Below are 26,273 nucleotides of genomic sequence, written 5' to 3' on the forward strand. Positions count from 1 at the left end.
ACGCGGCATCCGCTCGGCTGCTCGCTCGGCACGGGTTAGATCAGGCGATCGTTGCCACCGTCCACGGTCAGGTGGACGCCGGTCGTGGCTGAGAACGACGGCGAGCAGATGGCGACGACCGCCTCGGCGACCTTCGAGCTTGTCACTTCGACTCCGAGCAGATTCCGGGACTTGTACTCGTCGATCGTCATCCCATATCGTTCAGCGCGATCGCTGAGAAGTTCGGGTGTCCAGATGGCCGTGTCAAAGACGGCATCGGGTTCGACGTGATTCACCCGAATGCCATCAGCGGCCCACTCGAGAGCAGCGACCCGAGCCAACTGTGCGGCCCCCGCCTTGCTGGCGGAGTACGCTGCCGCGCCCGGACCGGGGGCGGCGACGTTCTTCGAGGAAACGAGGACCACCCGCCCTCCGTTGGGCGCAAGCGCGAGGAACGGATGCATCACCTTCAGGACGCGAGCCACCGAAGTCGTGTTGACCCGAACGCTCCGATCCCACTGTTCATCATCAAGCTCCGCAATCGGGGCGCTCTCAGGGAAAATCCCCGCAGCGACCACGAGGACATCGACCCCACCAAAAGTCCTCACGGCCGATTCGGCGGCCCGGGTGAGAGCCTCGTAATCGGCGACATCGCCCTCGATCCCTATCCACGCAGGCGAGTTGAACGCGTCCCGGATGTTGGGACTAATGTCGATCCCGACAACGGCAGCTCCTGAGGCGAGAAGAGCGGCGGCACATGCTCTGCCGATCCCAGATGCAGCTCCAGTCACGATCGCGACCTCTCCCGCAAAGATCGGAGCCGACGGTCCCTTCCTGATGCGTGCCTGCTCCAGTTCCCAATACTCGATGTCGAAGCTACGGGCCTCATCGAGCGACTGGTACTCGGACGACCTGTCGGCGGCCTCGATGATGTCCATCGTGTGGATGGCGATATCGGCGACGGCACTGGCGTCCTTGAAAGATGAGCCAACCGTGAGCAGGCCAAGCTCTGGGTCGAGCACGACCCGTGGCGCCGGGTCGATCTCCGTAATCTCTTCGAACCGAGCACGGTTCTCGTTCACATACCGGCGGTAGTCGTCGACGTACGCTCCGACATTGGTCCCCACGAGCGGCACGCGCTTGGTCCGGATGACGTGCTCCGGGGTTGCGGTTCCCCTTCGCGTTGCGACCGCAGCGTCGGTACGCGAGGCAAATTGCGCGGCACGGGAAGAGGTCGACTGAGTAACGATCATGGGCCGTCCCGCGGCATCCGATATCTGACGACGAAGGTCAGCAATTCGTTCGATGCTGCCCTGGCGGGCGGTCACCGGCGATCCCGTGTCGCCCCACGCCGCGACTCCCAAAGCTGCGGATGCACGATTGACAAGTTCGATGTGTCGCTCATATGCGGTTTCCACATCATCGGCGAAGGTGAACAACCCGTGATTGGACAAAACGATTGCGTCGATCCCACTGTCCATCTCGGAGCGAGCCGCCGCCACCATACGGGCGAGCTCGAATCCCGGCATGACATAGGGCAAGACGTGCACCTTGTCGCCCAGCGCGGAAGCAACCGAATCTGCACTCGCAGGCTGATTGGTCAACGCCACGATCGCGTCAGCATGTGAATGCAACACCACGCGATGTGGAATGAAGGCATGCAGAAGAGCTTCGATAGAAGCCGTGGGAGCTGACGCGTCGAGTGATGCCTGGCGAACCTCGTTCACCATTTCTGCGTCACTCAGTTTCTCAACCTCGAGCACCTCAAGCAGGCGGTTCCGTCGAAGAGGTGCGAAACCGGCAGGTTCGATGGACGCCAGGTCCCATCCGCTTCCCTTGACCCAGACGACGTCCACTTCCTTGCCGGTGACGCCTCTCAGCGACCCTTTAATCGAGGTGTTGCCGCCCCCGTGCAACACGAGCGCGGGGTCTGAGCCGAGCCGTCGTGAGACATCGCTGAGTTGTTCCAGGAGGAGCTGTGCAGGAGTCATATTCATATCCGAACCGCCGACCAGACATTTTCCATCGCGTCAAGAACCGCATCGAATCGGGCAGCTTGTTCACGGTATGGCTGGTGATCCACCCCCGGATGAACAACGAGCTTGGGGTCGGGGCTCGTGCCCCACTCCTCCAGGCTTTGGCCGACGCCCGCTGCGGCCAGTGATGCAACACCACGGGCGCCCAGTTCAGTGCCCAGTTGCCGGCGCACCGGGTGCCCAATGATGTCGGCGAACATCTGTGCCCAGAGTGGATTCTTGGCTCCGCCTCCCGCCAGCGTCCACGGCTCGTCGGAGACCACAGCCCCACTTGCGCAAAGCTTCCCCAACTGCACGCGGTGGTACTGGGCGATACCCTCAGCGACCGCCCGCGCGATCTCCCGGTAACCGTGACTGCCCTTCGCGCCCAGGAGTGAACCCGAGGCGCCGTGGTGGCCGGGTGCGCCGTGGATGAAGGGAAGGAACAAGAGCCCGTCGGCACCCGCGGGTACGTCCGCCGCGGCAGCAAGGAGTTGCTGCGGTGTGACGGCGTCAACGGCCACCGTCGACATCAGGGAGGAGAACCACTCGATGCTCGCAGCCGAGGTCGGAGCAACCTCTTGCGCAAGCATCACCGAAGGATTGGGCAGTAGCGCATTGAGAGTCACGTCGGGCGGAGCCATTCCAACCGGAACCACGACGGAATTGATTGCCCAGGTCCCCACAATGATGGTGACATCGGTTTCGTTCACCGAACCGGCACCCAGCGGGCTCGCCACACAGTCCATGCAGCCAGCAACGACGGGGGTCCCGATCGGCAGACCGGTTCGCGCGGCCGCGCCCGCGGTGATCTCCCCGACAATCGCATCGGAAGCAGCAAGCGGGGGAAGAAGATCCATCAAGCCTCGAGGCAGGCCGAGCATGTCGAACACCCGCGGTTCATAGTCCCGGTCCGTCAGCGAAACGAGGCCGCACGCCGAAGCATCCGAAAAGTCCGCAGTGGGTGCTCCGATGAGTTGCGTCGCCAACCAGTCCTTGCAGGACAGGACCCAACGTACCCGCGCGAGCGTATCCGGCTCGTTATCCTGAAGCCATCGGAGAAGCACCCCGGGCTGACCGGCCCACGGAACTGAACCAGTTACTTCCTGCATACTCGCTCGGTCTTCCGGGGCAATCCGAGCCACGATTCCCTCCGCGCGGCTATCGGTTGATGCGATTGCCGATCGCACCGGATTCAAACCTTCATCTACGAGGTACAGACCATTGCCGTGGCCGGTGGCGCCGACCGCCCGCGGCACCCACCCCTCTGACGTCAGCCAGCTCGTGAGGTTGGCGAGGACGCCGCAGACGGTCTCCCAGAGTGTGTGCATATCGACCTCTTGTCGATCAGAGGCGACCGCGACGCGTGGGTTTGGCGCTGAATACGTTCGGAGTTCCCGACCTGATTCATCAAAGGCCGCTGCTTTCGCCGCCGTCAATCCAACGTCGATCCCGATGTAACAGTGCTTCATTCCCACGGCTCTCTGTCCTTGCTACTTACTTGATGCGGAGTCGTCGGCGAGGGCGCGCGGATTGAATCGGCGAACGGCCTCGCGGTACGCAAGAACCTGTTCGTCGGCGTACTCACGCGACCAGAGGCCTTTTGAGACGAGTATGCCAGCGGCGATCGGTGCCGCGGTGAGCCCGACGTCACGGTTGATCCCGATGAGGGTGCGCCGAAGGATGACATCCTCCAGCGTGTGGGCCCCTTCCTCGCGAACGGCGTACACGATCTCGGCACCGATGGCGCCACAATCTTCATCGATCACCCTGGCCAGTTCCTCGTGTGCGATCGCAATCGCCTCGATCTCAGTGGCAGCGGTGCCATAGGTGTCGACGAGGCGACTCGCCACGGGACGCGCGAGCTTCGAGCGGCTGATGAACTCCGTACGGAATCGGGGCCATATCTCGTGGCGCGGCGCACCGGGGAACGGTGCCGCCCGCGTCGGTGACGCTGCCCTGGCCAGGCCAAGCGACTTCGCGAGGACCTTCGTCACTTGCTCACCCAGCGCCCTGTGGGTTGTGAGTTTTCCACCGATGATTGTCACCAGGCCCGTCAGAGCGCCGGTGTGACTGAGGATCTGGTGGTCGCGTGTGACCTGGGAGGGATCATCGAGGTTGGCCACGTATGGCAGGGGACGAACTCCTGAGTAGGACCAGAGAACGTCTTGCGGGCGTAGCCCCGCCTGAGGGATCAGCCCGTTCACGGCATCGAGAAGGTAAGCCGTCTCTTCGTCATCCATGATGATCGAGTCGAGGCTGCCGTTGTAGGGGAGGTCGGTTGTTCCGATCATGTATCTGCCTGCCCAGGGAAGGATGAACATGGGTCGGGCATCCTTGGGAGATTCGAAGAATATGCACGTCTCCGGTGCTCCCGGGAAGGGATCGATGACGGCGTGGCTGCCCTTCGTGGGCCCCATCTTCCGATCGTGCGGACCTGCCATTCCAAGGATCTCGTCAACCCACGGCCCAGCAGCGTTCACCACGATGCGCGCGTCGAGCTGTTTCACGCTGCCGTCGGCCCGGTCACGGTAGCGCACTCCTGTCACGCGCCCCTTGCTCTGAACCAGGTCTTCGACTCGGGTGTGAGTAAGAACCACCGCCCCGTGCTTGTAGGCATCTGCTGCCAGTTCAAGGGTCAGGCGTTCGGTGAGCGATACCTGCGCGTCATGAAACAGCCCGCCCCACTTCAGGCCGGCGTCAGCGAGGCCAGGCCAGGACCGCCTGATGCTCTTCTTGAAGACCACCCGGTTGAGCGGAAGCTTCTTGCCAATCGAGAGGACGTCATGCAGGATCAACCCACACGCAAGCAACCACCCTGGCCGGCTCTGACCCCTCGAGAAGGGAATGAGCATCGGGTACGGCCGCACGAGGTGAGGCGCCTGCTTGAGGAGGATGTTCCGTTCTCGGATCGACTCGAAGACAAGATTGAGCTCGAAACGTTCCAGATATTTGAGTCCCCCATGCACCAACCGGGTGGAGATGGCCGTCGTGCGCGCGCCAACGTCGTCCTGGTCGATGAGCGCGACACTCATTCCGCGGAGCGCGGCTTCGCGCGCCACGGCGAGACCGTTGATGCCTGCACCGATGATAGCGACGTCGACCGGCTCGATTCGATCCCGGTAGGTAGAGAGAGTTGGCATGGGGCTTCCTTAGGTTTACGGTTGCGGAGCCGTGACCCGGGCTCCGCAACCAGCTACATCAGTTGGAGAGGTGCTCGAACAGTTCGAAGGCCTCGTCTGGCGTCAGCGAATCGTGCACGACTCCGCGCACGGCGCCGAGCATGGCCGACGGGTGTTCTGACTGGAATACGTTGCGGCCCATGTCGACGCCCGCTGCACCTTGCTGCATGGCGCGGTATGCAACCGTCAGCGCTTCGTGCTCCGCGACCTTCTTTCCCCCAGCGATGATGATGGGCACAGGGCACGCGGAAGTGATCGTTTCAAATCCGTCCTCGACGTAGTAGGTCTTCACGAAGCTGGCACCGAGCTCGGCCGGGATTCGGGTGGCCAGACGGAAATAGCGGGCGTCTCGAGCCATGTCCTTGCCAACAGCGGTTACGGCGAGGACGGGGATGCCGACGGACTGCCCCTGGTCGACCAGAGTGCTCATGTTCTTGATCGATTTCGTCTCGTTCTCAGCCCCGATGAAGACCTGAATGGCGAGGGCCGCAGCGTCAAGCCGGACCGCGTCGTCAATTCCGACCGTAATTTCTTCATCGGAGAGGTCTCGCAGCACGCTCGGCCCGCCGCTGGCCCGCAGAACGATGCCCTTGCCGTGTTCAGCGGGGATCGTTGTCCGAAGCGCGCCTCGCGTGAGCATGAGTGCGTCGGCCTGAGGGATGAGGGGGACGATTGAACGGTCGAGACGCTCAAGGCCAGACGTGGGGCCCTGGAAGTAACCGTGGTCGAACGCAAGCATCACCGTCTTGCCATCTGCCGGGTCGAAGATGCGCGAGAGACGGCTCCGCATTCCCCAATCCTGGCCGCCGAGGCCCTTGAGGTGAAAGCCTCCAGTGTTTACCGGGGCGCCAGCGAAGTTCGTTCCTTCGCGCAGGTCGTCGAGATCAGCCATTGGTTTGCTCCTTTTGTTGGGTGTGAGGTTTTTTTCGATCGTCGATGAATCGCCGGAAAGCGGATCGGCCTGTGCGGGTCACGGAACTGGAGATAACGACGACCAGGACCACGAGCACGCCTTTGAGAATGTTCTGCGCTCCGACGCTCCAACCGACGAGGTTCAGCAGTCCAGAGAGAAGGACAAAGAACATTGCGCCCGTCCAGACACCGATCGGAACGGGCCTGCCACCAGCGATGAGCGTCCCGCCGATGACGACGACCGCGATCGAATCGAGCATGTAGGACGTTCCCAGTACCGTGCTCGGAGAAATAAACGCCGCGAGAAGACCACCAGCGAGTCCCGCGAGGGCGCCGCTCAGAAGATAGGCGACAGTCGTCACCAGCGTGACGTTGAGGCCGGCTTTTTGAGCGGCCTTGAAACTCTGGCCGGTCGCAACGATGGCAAGCCCCAGGGTGGTGTGGCGCAGCGCCAATGCAATCGCAACCGTGATGATCGCGACAACGATGGCGATCACCGGGATGCCCGCGACCTTGGCGTTCACAAATTCTCGAAGCGCGGGGGCGGCACCGGACCTGTTCGCGTCGGCAAGAAGCAGGGTCGCCGAGCCAACGATAAGGCTGGTGGCAAGGGTCGCGATGATGGGGGGCACCCGCAACAGAAGGATCGCGAGCACACTGCATATTGCAGCTGCGATGCCAGCGAGAACTGCCGCCGCGAGACCGGTGAGCGGTCCCATTCCAAGCGATACGGCGACGGATACGTAGGCGGACATCGAAATAATCGCACCGACGGAGACATCGATATTTCCAGGCCCGAGTGTAATAACCACCATCTGGCCGAGCGCCACGAGGGCGAGGTATGGGGCAAGGGTGAGCGCCTGGTTGAGCGGCTGGAACGGCGAACCTGTGCTGACCGTCGTCATGCACAGCCACACACCGATCACCCCGATGAGTGACCAGCCCCATGCTGGCCAGACCCACTGGAATCGTGGAGCTCGCTCCCGCACTTCAGCGGTCGACTTTTTGGTGTCAGGAAGGGTGTTTGTCATGAGCGAATGGCCCGTTCTGTGATCACTCGGCCAGCCAGCACGGCAAGGACGATGAGGCCTTGCGCGGCGGACTGCAAGCTGGAGGACAGATTGATGAGACTGAGCAGGACCGTGATCAGCCCAAGGGTGACCGCACCGAGCGTTGCGCCCAGCGGGAGGGCTCTCCCCCCGGCGAAATTGCCTCCGCCCAGAATCACCGCGGCGATGGTCATCAAAGTGAAGTTGGTCGCCGAGTTGATGTCACCCGAGCGAGTTTGTGACGCAAGCATCAAACCAGCCACGATCATCAGAACAGCGGCGAACATGTAAGTGAGCACGCGGGTTCTGCTGAGCGACCAGCCAAGCTTTTCAAGTGTTGCCGGGCTGCTCCCGAGCGCACGCATACGGGTGCCAAAACGGAACCGGCGCGCAATCAACCAACCCACCAGCGTGGCGATGAGGATGAAAACGAGCGGACTCGGGATCCAATCCGGCCGCCACCGACCGATGGCCGCCAACCATGCAGGGGCCTCACCACCCGGCGTCGGCAGGAACTGCAATCCAAGCCCGAGCCACACAAACGACATGCCCAGAGTGACGATGATCGACGGTACATTTCGCTTCTGAATGATGAAAGCCAGCGCAGCGTAGGCGACGACGATGCCGATCAAAATGAGGACACCGACGAGAGGTGACGTTTGCAGTACAGTCGCCGCTATTACGGTGACGAAACCCACCAGGTAGCCAATCCCAAGATCGATGTCACCCACCGACATGATCAGCATTTGAGCCTGGGTTGCAAGAACCAGCGGCACCGCCGACATGAGCATTAGCGTCAGGCCGGACACACTGAGGATGCCCGGCTGATTTACCGCTGCGATAACGAAGATAGCCACCATCGCCACCAGCGAGAGCAGCGCCGGTGATCCGTGAACAGCAGTCGCCGTCAGCCGCGTACGCGTGGACGGGAGCGACGGTGCAAGAGTTGGACTGGTCATCGATCTTCTCCGGTGTTTTCGTCGAATGAGTCGGCGATGATGCGTTCCTCCGTGATGTCGCTTCCCGAAAGCTCCGAGATGATTCGGCCCGCCCGGAAGACATACACGCGGTCGCAATGCGCCATTTCCTTGTTCTCGGTGGAGTACCAGACGATGCATCTGCCTACGGCCGCTTCCGCTTTCATCAGCGCGTACAGCTCGTTCTTGGTGGCGACATCGACGCCCCGGAACGGGTCATCAAGAAGCACAAGCTCCGCGTCCGCCGCGAAGGCGCGAGCGATGAGGACTTTTTGTTGGTTCCCTCCGCTGAGGGCGGTGATTGGCGAGTGCGCACCACCGCGCACCTTGAGCGTGTCGACCCAGTGCGCGGCGAGTTCTCGTTTGCGGCGGGCGTTCACAATCCCGAAGCGACTGACGACGCGTGACGCGGCGATCGTGAGGTTTTCAGCGACTGTCCATAACGGGAGAATCCCCGAAGTCTGCCGGTCACCAGGAACATAAGCGCGCCGACGCGGCGTCTGCGTCCCACGGTCGAAAGCCCCACGGGACCAGAGTTTCTGGAGCAACTCTTCCTGCCCCTGACCTGCAAGCCCTGCCAGCCCGACAATCTCGCCTGCGCGCGCCTCGAAGCGTCCTCCCGCCGCGTCCGACGCCGACACCAGCACCGTTCCCTCTGCGGCGGCACGCACAGTGGACGTATCCTCTGCTTCGGCCGCCACGACGCGGTCGAGTGTTGCGCTGTCCGCTCGCACTTCTCCGCCCATAGCGACCAGGAGCTCGTCCTCCGTGACGTTGGCGTCCGTCACCGACACAACCCGACCATCTTTCATGACGGCGATTCGATCGCTGTTGGCTATGACTTCCTGCATCCGGTGCGAGATCAGGAGGACACTGATTCCTTGCTCCGTCAGCGTCTTCAGGTACGCATACAGCTGCCCGGCGGCATCCGTGCTGAGGGATTCTGTTGGCTCATCGAGGATCAAGAGGCGGAGGTTCTCCGTGCACAACGCGCGCGCAATCTCGACCATTTGCCTCTTGGCCATCGGCAAGTCACCGGATCGCTTCACGACCGCGATGCCGTGCCCGGGAAAAACGGTATCGAGAACGTCGACGATGCGCCGTTCTGCCTTCCGCATCCACCCAGGGCCACGAACAGGGCGTCGGTCGGACAACCAGGCATTCTCCGTGATCGTCAGGTCAGCGCAAAGCGCCAGTTCCTGGTAGACCATGCGGACACCGGCGGCCTCAGCCGCTTGAGCGGTGAACGGCCGGTCGGCCGGGAAATCGCGAATACTCACGACACCTGAATCGGGTCGTTCCCGACCCGCCAGGAGGCGCATGAGAGTGCTCTTCCCCGCTCCGTTGTGACCGACGAGTCCAAGGACTTCTCCACTCGCCACTTCGAGACTCACGTCGCTCAGAGCATGCGTATTGCCGTAGCTCTTCGACACGGCCTCAGCAACGATCATTGGAGGAGAGGCTGCGTTGCGTATTCCAGAAGTCACAGCTCCGCCGAATTCTCTCGTTGACATGTGGGGATCCTTGAACTCGTCGGTCAATCGCAATTACTTGATCGCGGGTGCTTCAGCCTCGTCGCCGGCCTGAGCGGCTTCGATGGCAGCTTCGACGCTGGCCTTGTCCCATGGGTAGGAGGCATACTCATCGGAATCAAGCTCGCCCAGCCAGTAATCGAGGTCTTCCTGATTGATCTGGAGCAGCGGGATGACGATCTCGTCGGGTACTTCTTTACCGTCAAGGACGGCGAGTGCGACGTAGATGGCGGCAACCGACTGGCCCGGGTCGGTCAGCGCGGCGAAGGAACCGTTCTCAATTCCCTTGTCCTTCCAGAACTGGAGTGACTTGCCATCGGTGTCGAACACCACAACGGGCACTTCCTTGCCTGCTGATTCGAAGGCCTGCACGACCCCCATGCCGCCGACGCAGCCGGGAACGGCAGCGATGTCAGACAAAGAGCCCAATACGCCGACGATTTCCTTCTGCGTGGTGCTGCTGTCGCAGAAGCCGTTGACCTCTGCTGCGACCGTTACGTCCGGGTAGTCCTCGAGGATCTCAAGCTGACGAGCGTGGAATTCTTCCTCAGGCTGGGAGCCGATGACACCACGGTTGATGACGATGTTGCCTTTGCCGTCGATCGCATCGAGTGCTGGCTGAAGTGAAACGTCCCCCCACTGGTCATATGCGTTCCGAACGATGGTTGCGCACGGAGCGTCCATGTCAGCGTCGAGAACAATAACGGTGATGCCCGCATCGCAGGCCTCCTCCACCGCGGGGACCAGTGCTGTGGACGACGCCGGGATTACCATCAGAACATCGGGGTTTTGCAGCACCAGGCTGCGAATCTGTGAGGCCTGCTCTGTGGCGCTGTTTTCACCGGGAGCGTTGACCGTGTTGAACTCGGAGACAACGCCGTCTTCCTTGAGCTTCTCGGCTTCCTCTTCGAATTTGTTGATCAGGGTCAGCCGCCAACCGTTGACGAACCCGTTACTCAGCGAGATCGACACGCCTTCCGGCGAGTCTCCTCCTTCAGCGGTATCGGTCTCGGCAGCTGAGCAGCCGGTGAGGGTTAGCGCAGCGACGGCTGCGGCTGCGACGGTGAACCGCCGGAAGGTACGAAACGACATCGTTTGTCTCCTGTTTTTCGCGACTATGCGAGGTGAAAGGGCTGGCTTCCCGGTTCAATGTGTCGTCGTCCCGGCAAGCAACTGGAAACTTCGGGGCATTTGTCATGCCCAACTCGTCATGACCAGTTGGTAGTGATAAGAATAGGTATGGCCGTGAGCCGTGTCAACCGGACGATGCCGGTAGTGTCAAATGCGCTGTGCCGAAACAGCCAGGAAGTCAGGGGGGCCGATGTCGACACCAGCGTTCGGAGACGAGCGACTCAATCGCGACGCGCCCGAACCGTTGTGGATGCAACTTGCGACAGTCCTACGGGCCGCAATCGCCAACGGCCGACTGCTTCCGGATCAGGCGCTACCCTCCGAATCGGAGCTCATCGATCGCTTCAGCGTGTCGCGAACGGTGGTACGCGAAGCCCTGGCTGAGCTCGTCCGCCGGGGACTGATTTACAAGATTCGCGCCAAAGGCTCATTCGTCTCCCCTGCCTCGCCCGCGTTGAGCTTCATCGGCTCGACGCTCGGCTCATCCGCAGACCTAACCGCCTCCGGACGCACTTCATCAACCCGCGTACTCCGGCAGGAAGAAGGAATCGCTGACACCGAAGAGGCTGCAACGCTCAGCATCCCGCCGGGAAGCGATGTGGTTCGTCTGCGCCGCTTGCGCTCCGTCGATGGAAAACCCTGGCTACTCGTTTCGACAACGCTTCCCCGAACACTGTTTCCCGGACTTGCCCGCGCAAATCTCGAGAACCACTCCCTCTACGAGCACCTTCGTCGGCACTACGGAGTGTCTCCGGCTGGGGCTGATCGGTGGATTCAGGCGGTGATCCCGAGTACGGAGGAAGCGGAGCTCCTCCAGCTCGAGCCCGGTGCGCCCGCTCTCTGCATCGAGTCGGTTACCTGGGCCGAATCGGGTACTCGATTCGAGCTCTACCGCGCCTTGCACCGAAGTGATGAGTCCCGGTTCTATGTCGGGATTCGATGACGGTGCCGCTCGGCCCCAGCCGCGTTGCTCGGTCACTTTTGGCTGAAACCGGCGCGCTCAAGCGACCAAAACCGACCGAGCAAGGCGCGAACGACCACAACCGACCGAGCAGCGACCCGCGAGCACCCCACGAAGGACGCGAAACTACTCGACAGCCTCGAACCAGGGTGTGTACGCCGCGACCTTGGTGGCGTAGGGGGTGGGCGCGAGCATCCGCTTGACGGCCTCGCGCACCTTCACGTTCGCGACACCGATGAGCGCGATGTTGTCGACCGGGACAGCGTCGGCGACGAGAACTTCGGCCTCGAGCAGCGCCTCCGCTTCTTCATCGGAGCGGAGCTTGCGCAGCATCCGCACCGCACTGGCGCTGTTGGCGGCGAACGGCGTGAGCGATCCGGCCGCATCACCGTCGGCAACGACAACGTTCGCGAGCGCGCCGACACCCTCGAGCGACACCGCGTCGATGGTCGTGACGAGCACAACGAAGTCGTTGACCGAGTGCTCGGTCACGTCATGAGCGAGCCGTGAATCCGGGTTCCCCGAGCGGATGCTCCGCCACAGCGCCGCATCCGGCGAAAGGAAGAACGGAACAAAGGCTGAAACCGGCGAATCCTTCTGACCGGCGACGAACACGGTCTTCCGAGCCTCGCGGTTCTCAGCCGAGGAGATGTCGACGGCGGGAGCGGCGGCATCCGGTCCGGACGCGGCGAACAGCTTGCCGGATTCGAGGATCGCGGGCAGATTGCTGATGTGGGTCACGTGGTAGAGCCGCAGTTCACCGGCGTTGAACGTCGGCAGTTTGGTCGTGGAGACCGGAGCGGCCTTGGGGGTACCGGGAGTTCGGGCAGGGGCGCGGGTGCGACCGACGCGCTTCACCGGCTCTTTAGGCTCGGGCACGAACACGGGCTTCGGAAAGCAGGTGTCGCAGAATCCGGGCTCAAAACCATGTTTACATTCGATGCTCACTGCAAATACCTCTCGTGTGTGGCGTCTCTCCCCGCTCCCGACCGCCGGAAGTGCCACACTCCCTACGTTACGTTGATTTGCCGCACACTGGTTACCGGCCGAGCTCTAGAGAGTCGTCATTCCTCCGTCGACCCGGAAGGTCGCCCCGGTGGCGAAGCTCGACTCGTCACTCGCGAGGTAGACGGCGATGCCCTCGACGTCTGACGCTTGCCCTGGTCGCCCCAGCGGGATGCGCGAGACGATCGCCGCCCGATCCTCGGGATCGCTCGAGATCGCAGAGACGAGGGGAGTCTCGGTGTACCCGGGCACAATCGTGTTCACCCGGATACCGTCACTCGCGTATGCGGCAGCGACAGTACGTCCGAGTCCATGCATTCCCGCCTTCGACGAGCTGTACGCCGTGAAGTCTTTCCCTTCACCGTTCAGCGCGGTCGGGCTGCCGATGAGGATGATCGATCCGCCGCGCCCGAGCATGGAACGGACACCGTGCTTGACGCTGAGGAAAGCACCGGTGAGGTTGATGTCGATCGTGCGGCGCCAGACGTCGAGTTCGAGGTCGGCGATGGGCGCATCCGAGCCGAAGAGCTGGACCCCGGCACTCGCAACGAGAACATCGGGCGAAGCGCCGTCGGCGGCAAGGCTGTCGAACGCTTCGGCCACGCTCGCTTCGTCCGACACGTCCATGCGCACGGCCACCGCGTTCTCCACCTCGCCAGCGGCTCCTGTCGCCGCGTCGAGGTCGACGTCGGTGAAGACCACCCTGGCCCCCTCGCGGGAGAAGCGCTGGCCGATGGCCCGTCCGATGCCGGATCCGGCACCGGTCACGATGACGGTCTTGCCCTGCAGTCGATTGCTCATGTGGTTGTCTTCCGTTCGGTAGGGATGTCTTCAGCTTCTGGCGGATACCCGCTCGCGGAATCCGCGCTCGAGGAAAGGAACAGCACCGCGTACGGTGCGATCTCGATCGAACGGCGCTCGCCCTCGATGAGAAGGTCGGACGTGACCGGTGCTGGCCCGATGTTCGTCAGAAGCACATGCCAGGACCCGTTCCGCCGACGGGATCCGACGCACCACAGTTCCGAATGTGCGGGGGTCGATGGAATCAGGAGCTCGCCACCCGCCAAAGCCGAAAGCGCGGAGATGGCTTGCTCAACGGGAAACGACTGGCCGCTATCGACGAGTCCTCGGGGGCCGGATGCCTCGAAGTAACTCACGCTCGAAACCTGCGCCGCGTCTGTCGCCGCCGCGATCGCAGCGAAGCTGGCTATGGTCCACGCTTCGAGTCCAGGGGACTTCTGGCGTTCGTCGGTCGCGCCGACGGTGAGCTCGGCGCCGTAGCCACGCTCCAGGCCGGCGGACGCCTGGCCCTCCGCGCCACTCGTGGCGACCGCGTTGAACCGGGCACGCAGGGTGATTGGCCCGATGTGCAGGGGCCGGCCCTCGGCGAGAACCCCGGCACTGCGAACAACGACGGCCTGCATCGGGATCGATTCGACCAGCTGGGCGCGCTCGGTTGCGTGCATCTGGGGGGTGATGGAGAAGCTCAGTTCCGGGATGCCGTCCGGCAGCCGACCGTGCTCGCGGTTCAGTTCGGTGAAATGCGATCGAGCGCCTCCGATGAGCACAACGCCCGGCAGGGCACGCCCCGCCGTCGTGAGTGCATTCCAGAGTTCCGGTTCGGTGCTGTGGCTCGTGCCCGAGAATACGCCGAGTCGCTTAACACGGATCCCCGTCGCTGCCACGACCGCGATGGTGTCGTGCACCACACTCGGGTCATCGGCCACCACTCGAACGTCGAGCGGCAGCTCCCCCGCCTCGGATGCAGCCCGCTCCAGCGCGGCGCGCCAGCTCGGCGTCCGCGTGTCCAGTTCGACGAGCACCGCCCCGACGCCAGCGGGAAGGGACGCGCCCGCGACCGGCATCGCGGCATCCGGAATCGTCGATGCGCCGAGCGTGACCTCGGGGACCAGCTGGCCCGTGCGCACGAGTTCGATCAGATCGCCTGACTCGATCGGACCCCGTTCGTGCACGCGGTTCGCGGTCAGCGACACGTATTGCTCAATCGTCTCTCCCCGCCCGATCGGGTAGGGGAAAGGCAAGGCGAGCGGACGGTTGTAGGTCTTGTAGCTGGCGTCGGTCCAGTTGCGTTGGTCTTCCATCTCGAAGGTGTCTCCGCTGAACTGCACGCGCGTGTCGACGCCGTCGTAGCTCCATGACAGCGAGCGGATGCCGAAGGCCGGCTGATGCGGTGAGACGTCGGTCGGGAAGGCGGTCACCTCTTCGGCGTTCTCGGATCCAACCGTGAGCGGCGTGCCGGCGAGCACCGGAGGATGCAACACAACGAGGCCGAGGCGATTCGTGAGGAAGTCGGCGTGCGACGTCGCTGTCAGATTGATGTTCAGCATCCCGGCGCGATGCGCGATGTCGAGAGTCGCGCTGATCTCGGCACCGAATCCGACGAAGCTGAGCTCCAGCCGGTATCCGCTGTCGCTCGGCTCGAACGACAGAACGCTCGTCGGGACGGTGTTCCAGTCCCGGTCCCGCGCGACAGCCCGGACGCTGCGGACCACGGGACTGCCGTCGAAACTGACGTCGGCAATCTCGTCGCCGCGCAGCTCGAATCGCCACGGACCCATCTGGACGGGACTCGGCGTTGGCTCTGGCGACCACAGCCGGTCGAGCCGCTGAGAGACGTTCTCGGTCACGACAGTCCTCCTTGCGTTGAGCAACTCAGCCTTTCACAGCTCCAGCCAGTGCGCCCTGAATGAAGTAGCGCTGGAACAGCAGGTAGACCAGAAGGACGGGCACGGCAGACATAAAGATGAACGCGTTCATCGGCCCATAGTCAGTTCCGTGCTGCGTCGAGAAGCTCTGGACGGCGAGCGGAATGGTCCAGTTGCCCTGCGACCGAAGCAGCGTTGTCGCCATTGCGTATTCGTTCCACGTGGCTACGAAGTCGAGCACGAAGAGGGCGGCGAGCGCCGGCTTTGCGAGCGGGAGGACGATTTGCCAGAAGATGCGGAACGACGAGGCGCCGTCGAGTCGGGCGGACTCTTCGAGTTCGTCGGGAATCCCGCGGAAGAAACCGTACAAAACGAAGATTTGATAGGGGATGCCGAAGGCAAGGTACGGAAGGATCAGGCCGTACAGCGAGTCGAGGATCTCCAGGTTCAGCATGGTGTTGAACAGCGGACCGAGTCCGATCTGCACGGGGACCATCGAGCCGATGGCGATGACCATGAGCAGAACCCGGCCACCCTTGAAACGGATGCGAGCGAGCGCATACGCGGCGGCCGCGGCGATCGCCAGCCCCAGCGGAACCTTGATCACGGCCACGAGGAGGCTGTTGCCCGCGGTGACCCATAGGTCTCCCGTGTCGATTGCCGCGAGATAGTTGCCCCACTCCCACGTGGAGGGCAGCGACCACATGGGCGAGCTGTTCAGATCCGGCTTGCTCTTGACCGATGTCGTGAACATCAGGAAGAGAGGGAGGAACCACAGCAGCGCGGTCACGCCGAGCGCGGCCCAGAGCCCGATGCCGACATAGTCGCGCGGCGGCCGACGGCGCCCTCCGCTTTCGAGGATCTCCGGCGCAATGACCGGTGTAGCTGTTGCGCTGCTCATCGGTCTTCTCCCTTCATCGACCAGGCCATGTAAGGAATGACGAGGGCAAGTGTCACGACGAGGAGCACGGTCGCGACGGCGCCACCCATCCCGAAGTTGTGGTTGGTGAACGATTGGGTGAACGACCACAGCGCGAGGACCTGGGTCGACTGCGCCGGCCCGCCTCCGGTCATACCGACGACAAGATCGAACACCTTGAGGGCGTTGATGATCGCAAGGATCACCACGACCACCGTGGTCGGTCGAAGCGCGGGGACAGTCACGGCGCGGAAGCGCTGCCAGGCGTTCGCTCCGTCGAGCTTTGCCGCTTCGATGAGCTCTGTTGGGACCGTCTGCAGCCCAGCCAGGAAGAGGACCATGCTGAAGCCGACGCCCTGCCAGACACTGGCGACGAAGATCGATGCGAGCGCAAACTCCGGATCGCCCAGCCAGGACTGGGTCCAGGCGCCGAGACCGATAGCCTCAAGTGCCTGATTGACGAAGCCCAGGGTGGGGTTGTAGATCCAACGCCACATCGCCGCGACGGTGATCGAAGCGAACACGGCCGGTATGTAGAACACCGCTCGCATCAGATTACGCCCGGCCATCTTGCGGTTCAGACCGAGTGCCAGCAACAGGGCGATGCCGGTGGGGATGATTAGCGACAGGACCACCCAGATCACCGAATTCTGCAGCGCGGTCCAGAACACTGCGTCCTGTGTGAAGAGCCGGATGTAGTTGTCGATTCCGACCCAGACAGGCTCTTCGGTGCGGAACCCGGACCACTGGAAGAACGACAGCCGCACGGCGTCGGCCATCGGGTAGAGGAGGAACCAGCCGTACAGGACGATCGCGGGAATCAGGTACGGCAGGGCGAGGACGAACCGATGATGCTTGGGAGTACGCATCTTCTGCTGAGGGGTACGCCTCTTCGCGCTACCCCGGGTGACCGGTGGTGCAGTGGTCATGAATGGACCTCTTTCAACGGCTCGGACGTCGTCCGGCTCGAAATGAACGGGTGCACGAGGGGGCCGCGCCGGCCCCCTCGTGCGTTGGGCCGCTATTGGGAATCGCGGAACTTCTGGAACTCGGCTCCCGCATCAGCGGGGTCGATCGAGCCGGTCAGAACTGAGTTCTGGATGCGCCAGTACTCAGTCGTCTCTGCCGTAGAGAAGTTCTGGTCGTTGTTCGTGTAGACACCATCGGCTTCTGCGAACAGATCGGCCCAGACCTGGTTCAACGGGTTGTCAGTACTTACCGGCACGTCCTTGTTCACGGAGAGAGCGCCCCAGGCGTCTCCCGCGATCTCCTGGCCGTCCTCCGAAGTGATGTAGTCGAGGAACTTCGCCGACTCGTCAGCTTTTTCGCTCGTCGCGCTTACGTAGAACGCTTCACCAAAGCCGTACAGTCGACCGGTGCCCGTCGGGAACATGAAGATCCCGATTTCGTCGGGGTTCATGCCGTTGTCGACGACCTGGCCGTTGTACCAGGAGCCTTCAAGCGACATGGCGGCTGCGCCAGAGAAAAACAGCTGGGCTGCGTCGTCATTGTTGATCCCGAGGTAACCCTCGTTGAAGTAGTTTTCTCCCCACGTCTGCAGTTCGGTGAACGCATCAGCGACACAGGCTTCGGAGCCCCAGTCGCCGTCGCCCGTGTTCAGCTCATCAGCGATATCCGCGCCACAGGTGGTCTCGATCAGGGAGTCGAGCAGTCGCATGACATCCCAGTTGACGGTGCCACCGAATTCAATAGGAGTGATCCCGGCTGTTTTCAACTGCTCCGCGACCTCCACCAGACCGTCGTAGTCAGTTGGGACCTCGGAGATTCCTGCCTCATCGAAGAGTGTCTTGTTGTAGTAAATAGCCTCACCCTGCTGAGACCACGGCACACCGTGGTAGCCGCCGTACTGTGTGATGCCCCCAAGGGACGCGGCAGTGAACCTGTCGTCCCAATCGTATTCGGCGTAATAATTCGACAGGTCGGCACTCATACCGACGTTGATGAGTTCACCACCGAGGCCCGAGCCCTCCCAGTACCAGTAGATGTCCGGGCCGGCGTCGGTTCCGGCGATTTGGCGAAGCGCGTTCTTGTGTTCGTCGACCGACCGCTGCTCCAGCTCGATCGTCACGCCTGGGTTTGCTTCTTCGTAGGCATCGATGAGGGCGTTGATGTTGGTGCCCTGCGAGTCTTCTTGCGTTGGCATCCAGACGGACAGGGTCTCTCCGTCACCGGAGCCTCCGCCGTCGTTACTGGAGCATCCGGCGAGGACCGTCATTGCTGCGGCCCCGAGGGCGATCGCGCGCCACGAGCGATTAATGTGCATCATTGCTTCCATTTCGTGTTCGTATCGATTGGTGTCGTTTGCTTGCAACGGTGAAGGAGACTGGTCAGTCGTTGCTGTTCTGCCAGCTGCTGAATTCCTGGAGCTTGAGGTAGAAGTCCTCGAACATCAGCCGCGTATCGACGTGGGTGTATACCCGCATCGGGCGCGCATCGATCGTGGCGGAGTAGGTGCCGTCGTTGGCGAGCGCCGGGGTTGGCATCGAGACATAGTCGCTCGACGATGGGTCCGCCTCGAAGAGGGACTGCAGCGCCGTGAGTAGAACGAGAGGGGAATCACCCATCGCATAGGTCTCGGCTGGCCCCCTGCCCTGCTCAGCGGCGCGAACCATGACGTTGGCTACCTCGTCGTACAGGTACCGCCCCAGCGGCCCCGCCGTGGCGACGCGCATTCGCAGCTCCGCATCGGACATCAGGCACTGCCGGTAGACATCGCGCGGGATCTGCCACAGGGTCAGCTCGGAGTCGTTGAAGACAACCTGGCCAGCGACGAGGTCGATGAGCAGGTTGTACTCGATCGGCATTGCGTTCGGCGGCGGAACCGCGAGACCGACGTGCTCATTGCCGCCGATCCAAATCACCGTCAGGCGCTCTGCGATTCGCGGTTCGATGAGATAGGCGGATGCGAGGTCGGTCAGGCCGCCGCCGGCAACGAAAAACAACGGCGATGCGTCGTCCGCCATTGCTTCTGCAATGATCACGTCGACAGCGGCCGACGGCTGAGGCGTTCTGTGGTCGCTCAGCGGATCGTTCGACCCCGCGAAGATCCGCTCGGTCGATTCGAGACCCATTCGAGCGAACACGTCGGTGAGCACGGCAACCGCGTTGTCGGCAGAGCGGGGACCTGGGTCGAACGGGTCGCCATCGCGAAGATGCGAGCCGACGACGGCAACGATGTTGACGTTGGGCGACAGCAGATGGTGAACGAGCTGAAACAGGTCATCGGGGTCACCCGAAAAGTCGTTGTCGATGATCACACGCGCCCGTGGGCCGCCGAGGGGAGCGATCGTCTGCCAGGGGCTGGTGCCAAGCGTCCAGCGCTTTGCGGCAAATGAGGCCCGAGCGGCTGAATTCGGAATCGACGTCATGGGTGTCCTTCGTTGGGCACGAGTGCTGGGCATATTGATTAACCGGTTGACCGATTGGGATTAGGTGATCGATAACTTATAACGTGGGTGATCGATAACCTATAAACTTGGATAAGGCGTTACGTTTTCGTTATAACCGGGGCGCGGCAGAGGGGACCCACCATGACCGAAGTGAGCGCAGCGCCTCGACCGAGCATGGCCGACGTTGCGAGAATGGCGGAAGTGTCGACGCAGACGGTTTCGCGCTTTTTTACTGGCACCGGTTACGTGCGAACCGAGACCCGAGAGCGCATCGCCGCAGCGATCAGTGAGCTGGGGTACGTCCCGAATCAGTCGGCTCGCAACCTGCGCGCCCAGCGGACAAACACCATAGGGGTGCTGTCGATGGGCGGACTCATTCATGGGAGTGCGAGCATACTGACCGGCCTTGGCCTCGCCGCTCGTGAGGCCGACGTCACGATGATCATCGCCCAGCTCGACCTGGACTTCGAAGCAACGGACTGGGAGGCCGAGGCAAAACGAGCCCTGGACCAGTTCGTCTCCGTTCAGGTCGAGGGCATCGTGCTCTCGACCCCCATCCCGGACGCCGACCGTCTGCTGGCTCGAGTACCCGCAGGCATCCCCGTACTTACGGTTTCCGAACGCCCCCGATCTCAAGAGAACTCAGCAGGGGCTCATTCCTATTCAGCCGCGCTCGACGCCACGCAACACCTGATCAGCCTCGGGCACATCGACATCATGCACATCGCCGGGCCCTCGACCCGCAACGAGGCAGCGGAACGTGACCGGGGATACCGTGACGCGATGACAGCGGCGGGACTGCTCCCACAGGCGATCGGCGGCGCAACCGACTGGTCTGCTCACCCAGGCTTCCGTGCCGGCGAACTGGCTGATCCGGCGCTGTTCACCGGAGTCGTTGCGAGTAACGATGAAATCGCTCTGGGCTTTATGAGCGCCATGCAGAATCGCGGATTCCGCTCCCCCGAGCACTATTCGATCGTGGGTATCGACGACATGCCATCCGCCGCATACTTCTCGCCACCGCTAACCACGATGCGTCTCGACTTCCGCGCGCTCGGCGTCGCGACGTTCCGGATGTTGTATCAACAAATCCGCACCGGCAGGCACCCCGACCATTTCGTCCTGGAACCCGAGTTGGTCATCCGTGAGTCGACGGGGCCACCTTCGCGAAATCGCCGTCCGGGTGCCCCCGTACGCTGAGGTGACCGCCGCCTCCGCTCCGCTACCTCTCGATCTTGTCGAGGTGCAGCATCGCGGCGAGGTTCTTGTCGAGCTCATCGTCACGGAAGACCTTCTTCCAGTCGTCCTTGATGATGTTCGAACGGCCATAATCCATCGCGATGAGGCAGGCGTCTGAGAACGGGTTGTCGCCGTTGAGGCTGTTCGCGAGAGCCACCTGGGTGTGGCCGAGCAGGATCGCGCGGGCAGCGGGCTCTGGAACCCCCATCGTGTTGACCGCTTCGTCGAGTGATTCTTTGAGCAGCGCGCCGATCATGCAGGCGATCGTCTCGACGAGCGTCGGCTCGAGCTGCGCGAGCTGCTTCACGGTGACCCAGTGCACGTCGACCACCGGGGCGAAAATGACGCGCACGACGGTTTCGACCATTGCAGCCTTGTCGGCGTCGTCGGATTCGATCGCCGCGATCGCATCCTGCGGTGCAGCGATGCCACCGAACGTGTCCGCATACTCCTCGGGCGTGTGGCGCTCGACGAAGACCGACGGGTGGCAGGGGTGGGTAACCGCCTGGATGACATCGTCACGGGTTGCGAGGAGTCCGGCGTATGCGGCGGCCGGGTCGAGCGTGAGCAGAATTCCGCCGCTCTTCATGAGCGGAACAACGGCCCCAGAGACGCTCTGCAGCGCGAGGTCAGGCACGGCCAGCACAACGACGTCTGCGTCGGTAACAGCGGCTTCGGTCTCGGTAAGGCTACGGCCTGCGGCGGTGACTCGCTCCTGACCCGCGGGTGACACCTCGCTGTAGAAGACGGTGTGATCCGACTTCACGAGGTTGTTGGACACACGCATGCCCATTTTTCCGCCGGCGCCGATCACAGCGATGGTGAGATTCTCTGACATTAGTGACTCCTTAGATAGTTGAGGTTGCGGATGGTCCAGTCGGATTCGAGCGCGACGGTCGTCTCGACATCGCCCTGCCAGGGCAGCCAGTGCTCGATGATCCGGTTGACGGTAGGGATGCTGTCGGCGAACGACAACAGGCGCTCGAGGTCGAGTTGTCCCTCGCCGAGTGGAGCTCCGGCAAGGGTGAATCCGACCCAGCCATCGCGGCGCGAGAAAGCAAAGTCCTTGACGTGGATATTGACCACGTGCCCGGCCGTGGCGGCGATGACTTCGTTCGGTCGCTCGAGAATCGCGATGGTGTTTGCCGGGTCTAGGCAGATACCGACGCGAGGCGAACCGGCTCGGTCGACGAGCTCGACGAGCTCGGCGGTGGGAATGCGTTCGTACGTTTCAAGTGCGAGGGTGACGTCCGCGGCATCCAGAGCGGGAAGGATGGCGTCGAGCAACGCCCCCGCTTCGGTGACGGTCGTATTGACCATCGAACGAAGAACCCAGGCGTCGAGAATCCCGGCGATCTCGAGGTAGCGGGTGAGGTGGGCAGTGTCGAGTCCGCGGGTCCCGAGCTCGAGGGCAATGCCCAGCTGGTCGGCGGTGGCTTTTACCGCACGCAACTCGTCGTCGGTCATGCTCTCGATCGGAGCGAAGTCGCAGATCTGGAACAGGCCGACCCCGAGGTCAGCGGTCGCCTGGAGAGCGCCCTCGAGCGAGAGTCCCTCCTGGTGTGCCCAGAAGAACGCGTAGCTGCCGAGGCCAATCATCAGCAGCTGCCCGTTGTTTCATACTCGTCGAGCACAGCAACCTTCTCGGCGCTGGCTGACGTTTCGTCGAAACGGTGGGTGAGCCATTCACGCACGAGTCGACGAGCCAGCTCGACGCCGATCACGCGCTGCCCGAGTGCGAGCACCTGGGCGTTGTTCGAGAGCACAAGCCGCTCGACCGAGAAGCTGTCGTGCGCGACGGATGCACGAATGCCCGCGACCTTGCCTGCAGCCATCGCGACGCCCATTCCGGTTCCGCAGATGAGCAGGCCGCGGTCGGCGTCACCGGCAGCGATGGCCTCACCGACGGTGACGCCGACGCGTGGGTACGGTGTGTGCCCATCGGCACCGACGCCGACATCGGTGACACTCTCGACGAGATCGTTGGCGAGGAGGTCCTTCTTGAGGATCTCCTTGTAGTCGTACCCGGCGTCGTCTGAGCCGAGAACGATTCGAAGCTTGTCCATGGTGTTCCTATTCCTGTTCTGCGTCGATGACGCGCGAGATCCGCTGCACGATGAGCGCGAAGGAGTGGGCGCCGGCGTCCGGCGTACCGAGGCTCTTCTCGGCGTGCGGCCTGGCGCGTCCCATTTTGGGGAGCAGGTCGGCGGTCGCCGCTGCAGCCGTTGTCGCGGCATCCGCTGCAGTCGACCAGGCCTGCGCGAACGCGGCGCCCTGCGCGTATTCGCGGGTCAGTGTGTCGCTGAAGGGCACGATGGCGTCGACCATCGTCTTGTCGCCGATCTGAGCCTTCCCGAAGTCCCGGATGCCCCGGCTCGCGGCATCGACGCCGGCGGCGATCGATGCGCCGGTTGCGGCCACCTCGTCGTCGAGCTGTCCGGCGACAGCGCGGAGCGAGAGACCCCAGAGTGCTCCGGATGTTCCTCCTGCCCGGTCGGCCCAGGCGTCACCGGCGCGCTCAAGCAGGGTCCGAACGCCTGCTCCAGCGGCCAGCAACTCATCGGCTGCTGACGCCGCCGCCCGCGCGCCACGCTGCATTCCGATGCCGTGGTCCCCGTCTCCGGCGACCGCGTCGATCCGGCCGAGCTCGTCGGCGTTCTCGTCGATCACCCCGGCGAGGGCGTGGAGGGCTACTGCGGCGACGCGTGCCGATTCGCGGGACTCGGGCGAGGCATCCGGGATTCCAGCGACCTCGTCGGCGATGTCCACAATGGCGGACTGTTCGGCGGCGACCATGGTGCCCTTGCGGTAGGCGGGCGTATTGGCGGGGGCCCGCCAGAAGGTTTCGAGTTCATCGTCAAGCCAGAACAGGGTGAGCGAGGCCCCGGCCATGTCGAAGCTCGTGACGAGCTCACCCACCTCGGGGTCGACGACGGTGACGCCGGCCGTTCCGAGCAGCCCGGCGACACGACGGTAGACCACGAAGAGTTCTTCATACTTCACCGAGCCGAGGCCGTTGAGGATTACCCCGACGCGCTGGCCATCGGCCGAGTCGATGCCGTCCGGTAGTTCCTCGAGGAGGGCGGAGACGAACAATTCGGCGAGTCCGGCCGCGGTCGGGATGTCGGTTTCGTCGATGCCAGGTTCGCCGTGGATGCCGATGCCGACACCCATCCGGCCCTCGGGAACGGTGAACAGGGGTGCCGTTGCTCCCGGGAGGGTGCAGCCGCTGAATGCGACTCCGAAGGAGCGGGTGCGTTCGTTGGCGTGGGCTGCGATGCGTTCGACGTCGTCGAGGGAATAACCGGCTTCGGATGCCGCTGCTGCAGACTTGAGCACGGTGAGATCCCCGGCGATACCGCGGCGCTTGTGCTTCTCGGCGAGCGGGGCACTCGCGATGTCGTCGGTGACGACGACGGTGCGGCAGTCGACTCCGGCGTCGCGGAGGCGATCCTGCGCCTGACTGAAGTGCAGAACGTCGCCCGCGTAGTTGCCGTAGGAGAGCAGGATGCCTCCGCCCAGGTCCGCAGCGGACGCCACCGAATGGACCTGCTGGGCGGATGGGGAGGCGAAGAGGTTGCCGAGCGCTGCGCCGTGGACGAGACCCTGCCCGACGAGCCCGCCGAAGGCCGGGTAGTGTCCGGATCCGCCACCGGTGACGACGGCAACGGAGCCGGGTGCCGAGATGGTGCTGCGGATGACACCGCCGGGTACCCGGCGAACCTGCGCGCTGTTGGCGGCGACGAAACCGTCGATCATCTCGTCAGCGAACGCTGCCGGATCGTTGAAGAGTCGGGTCATGGGAGCTCCGTGGTCGTTGGGGAGTAAGCGCGGGGCGGCGATGGACCACCCCGCGCGGGTGTTCTCAGTGAGCGAAGGTCTCGGCAGCCAGTTGAGTGTCGGCGGCCGGACGGTTCCGGTTCTTACGGGCGAGGATCAGCATGAGCACTCCCGAGAGAGCCATGAATCCACCGACGATGAACATCGGCGCTTCATAGTTCGGGGCGTCGCCGACCTTCGTCCAGTCGGCTACCGCTCCCGTGATGTAAGGGGCCGAGAAACCGGCGAGGTTGCCGACAGTGTTGATCAGGGCGATACCTGCTGCCGCTGCCGCTCCGGTGAGGAACTGGGTGGGCAGGGTCCAGAAGGTGGGGAGCGCCGAGAAAATCGCCATCGCGGTGACCGCGATGACCGCGATCGTTGCCGCAGGCGAACCGGCGAACAGCGCGAATGGAATGCTCACCGCTCCGACGAAGGCGGGAATCGCGATGTGCCAGGTCTTCAGTCCGCGCTTCGTGGCATCCCGGGCCCAGAAGTGCAGGGCGATTGCAGCGGGGACGTACGGGATCGCGGTGATGAGCCCCTTCTGGAACACGTCGAACTCGGTGCCGAACTGTGCCTGGAAGCCCTCGATGATCGTGGGCAGGAAGAAGGCGAGGGCGTAGAGACCGTAGATGAAACCGAAGTAGATGAACGCGAGGTTCCAGACCCGGCCGCTCTTGAACGCGTCACGGATGCGCACGTGAGGGTTGGCCTTCTCGGTGCTCTTGCGCTCGGTCTCGAGTGCTGCGGTGAGCCACACCTTTTCTTCTTCGGTGAGCCACTTGGCATCCGCCGGGCGGTCCTTCAGGTAGAACCAGGCGACGACACCGACGATGATCGCCGGGATGGCAACACCCATGAACATGAAGCGCCAGCCTTCGAGGCCGAAGATGCCGTCCTGCTGGATGAGGAGACCCGCGAGCGGTGCTCCGATGACAGTGGTGAGGGGCTGCGCTAAGTAGAACAGCGCGAGGATCTTCGCGCGGTGCTTCGACGGGACCCAGAGGCTCAGGAAGAGAATCGCGCCAGGGAAGAATCCGGCTTCGGCGACACCAAGCAGGAACCGAAGCACGACGAGGTGTTCGAAGTTTCCGACCCAGGTGAAGAGCAGGGCGACGATTCCCCAGCTGACCATGATGCGGGCGAGCCACTTGCGGGCACCGAATCGGTGGAGGGCAACGTTTGACGGCACTTCGAGCAGGATGTAGCCGATAAAGAACACGCCTGAAGCGAACCCGAACTGGGCCGCTGACAGGGCCAGATCGTCGTTCATGCCGTTCGGCGCCGCGAATCCGATGGCCGTGCGGTCGAGGTAGTTGATGAAGAACATCAGGGCCACGAAAGGCACCAGCCGAACGGCCACCTTCTTAATGGCGGATTTCTCCACCGCGCTTTGTGGCGTTGGCTTGTCTGTGGTGGTGTCCACGTTGACTCCTTGGTGAGGAAGGGGGATGTGCGAGTACCGGCCGGGCCG

General features: G+C 63.2%; 22 protein-coding genes. 2 read left to right on the forward strand and 20 right to left on the reverse strand.

Translation table 11 applies throughout. The features are described from left to right. Positions 1–35 precede the first annotated feature (35 nt). The 8 genes from ACWA1Q_RS14415 to ACWA1Q_RS14450 all read right to left on the reverse strand — a co-directional run bounded on the left by ACWA1Q_RS14415 (position 36) and on the right by ACWA1Q_RS14450 (position 10,738). Positions 36–1,970, reverse strand: a complete 1,935-nt coding sequence (locus ACWA1Q_RS14415) for a bifunctional aldolase/short-chain dehydrogenase (protein WP_463758343.1) — start codon at positions 1,968–1,970, stop codon at positions 36–38. A 2-nt stretch (positions 1,971–1,972) separates the two neighbouring features. Beyond that, complete coding sequence (locus ACWA1Q_RS14420) at positions 1,973–3,466, reverse strand: FGGY-family carbohydrate kinase (RefSeq protein WP_463760880.1); 1,494 nt, start codon at positions 3,464–3,466, stop codon at positions 1,973–1,975. A 21-nt stretch (positions 3,467–3,487) separates the two neighbouring features. Further along, complete coding sequence (locus ACWA1Q_RS14425; RefSeq protein WP_463758344.1) at positions 3,488–5,137, reverse strand: glycerol-3-phosphate dehydrogenase/oxidase; 1,650 nt, start codon at positions 5,135–5,137, stop codon at positions 3,488–3,490. Positions 5,138–5,195: 58 nt separating this feature from the next. After that, positions 5,196–6,068 carry a 3-hydroxy-5-phosphonooxypentane-2,4-dione thiolase gene (gene lsrF, locus ACWA1Q_RS14430; protein WP_463758345.1) on the reverse strand — a complete coding sequence of 291 codons (873 nt, stop codon included), beginning with the start codon at positions 6,066–6,068 and terminating at the stop codon, positions 5,196–5,198. Next, entirely contained in the window at positions 6,061–7,119 is a 1,059-nt protein-coding gene (locus tag ACWA1Q_RS14435; RefSeq protein ID WP_463758347.1) for an ABC transporter permease, read from the reverse strand. Before ACWA1Q_RS14435 ends, lsrF begins: the two co-directional genes overlap by 8 nt. Further along, complete coding sequence (locus ACWA1Q_RS14440; RefSeq protein WP_463758348.1) at positions 7,116–8,096, reverse strand: ABC transporter permease; 981 nt, start codon at positions 8,094–8,096, stop codon at positions 7,116–7,118. Before ACWA1Q_RS14440 ends, ACWA1Q_RS14435 begins: the two co-directional genes overlap by 4 nt. After that, positions 8,093–9,565 (reverse strand): sugar ABC transporter ATP-binding protein, encoded by a 1,473-nt coding sequence (locus tag ACWA1Q_RS14445; RefSeq protein ID WP_463758350.1) that lies wholly within the window; start codon positions 9,563–9,565, stop codon positions 8,093–8,095. The genes ACWA1Q_RS14440 and ACWA1Q_RS14445 overlap by 4 nt, the downstream gene beginning before the upstream one ends. A gap of 96 nt (positions 9,566–9,661) precedes the next feature. Continuing rightward, positions 9,662–10,738, reverse strand: a complete 1,077-nt coding sequence (locus ACWA1Q_RS14450) for a substrate-binding domain-containing protein (RefSeq protein WP_463758352.1) — start codon at positions 10,736–10,738, stop codon at positions 9,662–9,664. A gap of 229 nt (positions 10,739–10,967) precedes the next feature. On the opposite strand from ACWA1Q_RS14450, the gene ACWA1Q_RS14455 reads away from it, so the two are divergent. After that, entirely contained in the window at positions 10,968–11,720 is a 753-nt protein-coding gene (locus ACWA1Q_RS14455) for a GntR family transcriptional regulator (protein WP_463758354.1), read from the forward strand. Positions 11,721–11,864: 144 nt separating this feature from the next. On the opposite strand, the gene ACWA1Q_RS14460 is transcribed toward ACWA1Q_RS14455, so the two are convergent. The 7 genes from ACWA1Q_RS14460 to ACWA1Q_RS14490 all read right to left on the reverse strand — a co-directional run bounded on the left by ACWA1Q_RS14460 (position 11,865) and on the right by ACWA1Q_RS14490 (position 19,717). Then, positions 11,865–12,617: a DarT ssDNA thymidine ADP-ribosyltransferase family protein gene (locus tag ACWA1Q_RS14460; RefSeq protein ID WP_463758355.1), complete on the reverse strand. Its 753-nt coding sequence runs from the start codon at positions 12,615–12,617 to the stop codon at positions 11,865–11,867. Between the two features lie 174 nt (positions 12,618–12,791). After that, positions 12,792–13,544 carry an SDR family NAD(P)-dependent oxidoreductase gene (locus ACWA1Q_RS14465; protein ID WP_463758357.1) on the reverse strand — a complete coding sequence of 251 codons (753 nt, stop codon included), beginning with the start codon at positions 13,542–13,544 and terminating at the stop codon, positions 12,792–12,794. Beyond that, positions 13,541–15,391: a hypothetical protein gene (locus ACWA1Q_RS14470; protein ID WP_463758358.1), complete on the reverse strand. Its 1,851-nt coding sequence runs from the start codon at positions 15,389–15,391 to the stop codon at positions 13,541–13,543. The genes ACWA1Q_RS14465 and ACWA1Q_RS14470 overlap by 4 nt, the downstream gene beginning before the upstream one ends. A 25-nt stretch (positions 15,392–15,416) precedes the next feature. Beyond that, a complete protein-coding gene (locus ACWA1Q_RS14475) occupies positions 15,417–16,310 on the reverse strand; it encodes a carbohydrate ABC transporter permease (protein ID WP_463758360.1) in 894 nt (297 codons plus the stop codon). Continuing rightward, positions 16,307–17,257, reverse strand: coding sequence for a carbohydrate ABC transporter permease (locus ACWA1Q_RS14480; protein WP_463758362.1), 951 nt, complete (start codon positions 17,255–17,257; stop codon positions 16,307–16,309). Before ACWA1Q_RS14480 ends, ACWA1Q_RS14475 begins: the two co-directional genes overlap by 4 nt. A gap of 92 nt (positions 17,258–17,349) precedes the next feature. Beyond that, positions 17,350–18,615, reverse strand: a complete 1,266-nt coding sequence (locus ACWA1Q_RS14485) for an ABC transporter substrate-binding protein (RefSeq protein ID WP_463758363.1) — start codon at positions 18,613–18,615, stop codon at positions 17,350–17,352. Between the two features lie 61 nt (positions 18,616–18,676). Beyond that, positions 18,677–19,717, reverse strand: coding sequence for a nucleoside hydrolase (locus ACWA1Q_RS14490; protein ID WP_463758365.1), 1,041 nt, complete (start codon positions 19,715–19,717; stop codon positions 18,677–18,679). A 162-nt stretch (positions 19,718–19,879) separates the two neighbouring features. Between ACWA1Q_RS14490 and ACWA1Q_RS14495 the strand changes: the two genes are divergently transcribed. Next, positions 19,880–20,938: a LacI family DNA-binding transcriptional regulator gene (locus tag ACWA1Q_RS14495; RefSeq protein ID WP_463758367.1), complete on the forward strand. Its 1,059-nt coding sequence runs from the start codon at positions 19,880–19,882 to the stop codon at positions 20,936–20,938. 22 nt (positions 20,939–20,960) lie between these two features. Here ACWA1Q_RS14495 and ACWA1Q_RS14500 read toward each other — a convergent pair whose 3' ends face one another. From ACWA1Q_RS14500 to ACWA1Q_RS14520, 5 genes are all read right to left on the reverse strand, one after another. Then, positions 20,961–21,815, reverse strand: a complete 855-nt coding sequence (locus tag ACWA1Q_RS14500) for a phosphogluconate dehydrogenase C-terminal domain-containing protein (protein ID WP_463758368.1) — start codon at positions 21,813–21,815, stop codon at positions 20,961–20,963. After that, on the reverse strand, positions 21,815–22,576 hold the full coding sequence (locus ACWA1Q_RS14505) for a sugar phosphate isomerase/epimerase family protein (RefSeq protein WP_463758370.1): 762 nt from the start codon (positions 22,574–22,576) through the stop codon (positions 21,815–21,817). The genes ACWA1Q_RS14500 and ACWA1Q_RS14505 overlap by 1 nt, the downstream gene beginning before the upstream one ends. Then, the gene (locus ACWA1Q_RS14510) at positions 22,576–23,043 is read right to left on the reverse strand and encodes a ribose-5-phosphate isomerase (protein WP_463758371.1); all 468 of its coding nucleotides are present in this window, start codon (positions 23,041–23,043) and stop codon (positions 22,576–22,578) included. Before ACWA1Q_RS14510 ends, ACWA1Q_RS14505 begins: the two co-directional genes overlap by 1 nt. Positions 23,044–23,050: 7 nt before the next feature. Beyond that, complete coding sequence (locus ACWA1Q_RS14515) at positions 23,051–24,778, reverse strand: dihydroxyacetone kinase family protein (RefSeq protein WP_463758373.1); 1,728 nt, start codon at positions 24,776–24,778, stop codon at positions 23,051–23,053. 64 nt (positions 24,779–24,842) lie between these two features. Further along, positions 24,843–26,225, reverse strand: coding sequence for an MFS transporter (locus tag ACWA1Q_RS14520; protein WP_463758374.1), 1,383 nt, complete (start codon positions 26,223–26,225; stop codon positions 24,843–24,845). Positions 26,226–26,273 lie beyond the last annotated feature (48 nt).

The organism is Mycetocola sp. TRD_SC_2 (assembly GCF_055361225.1).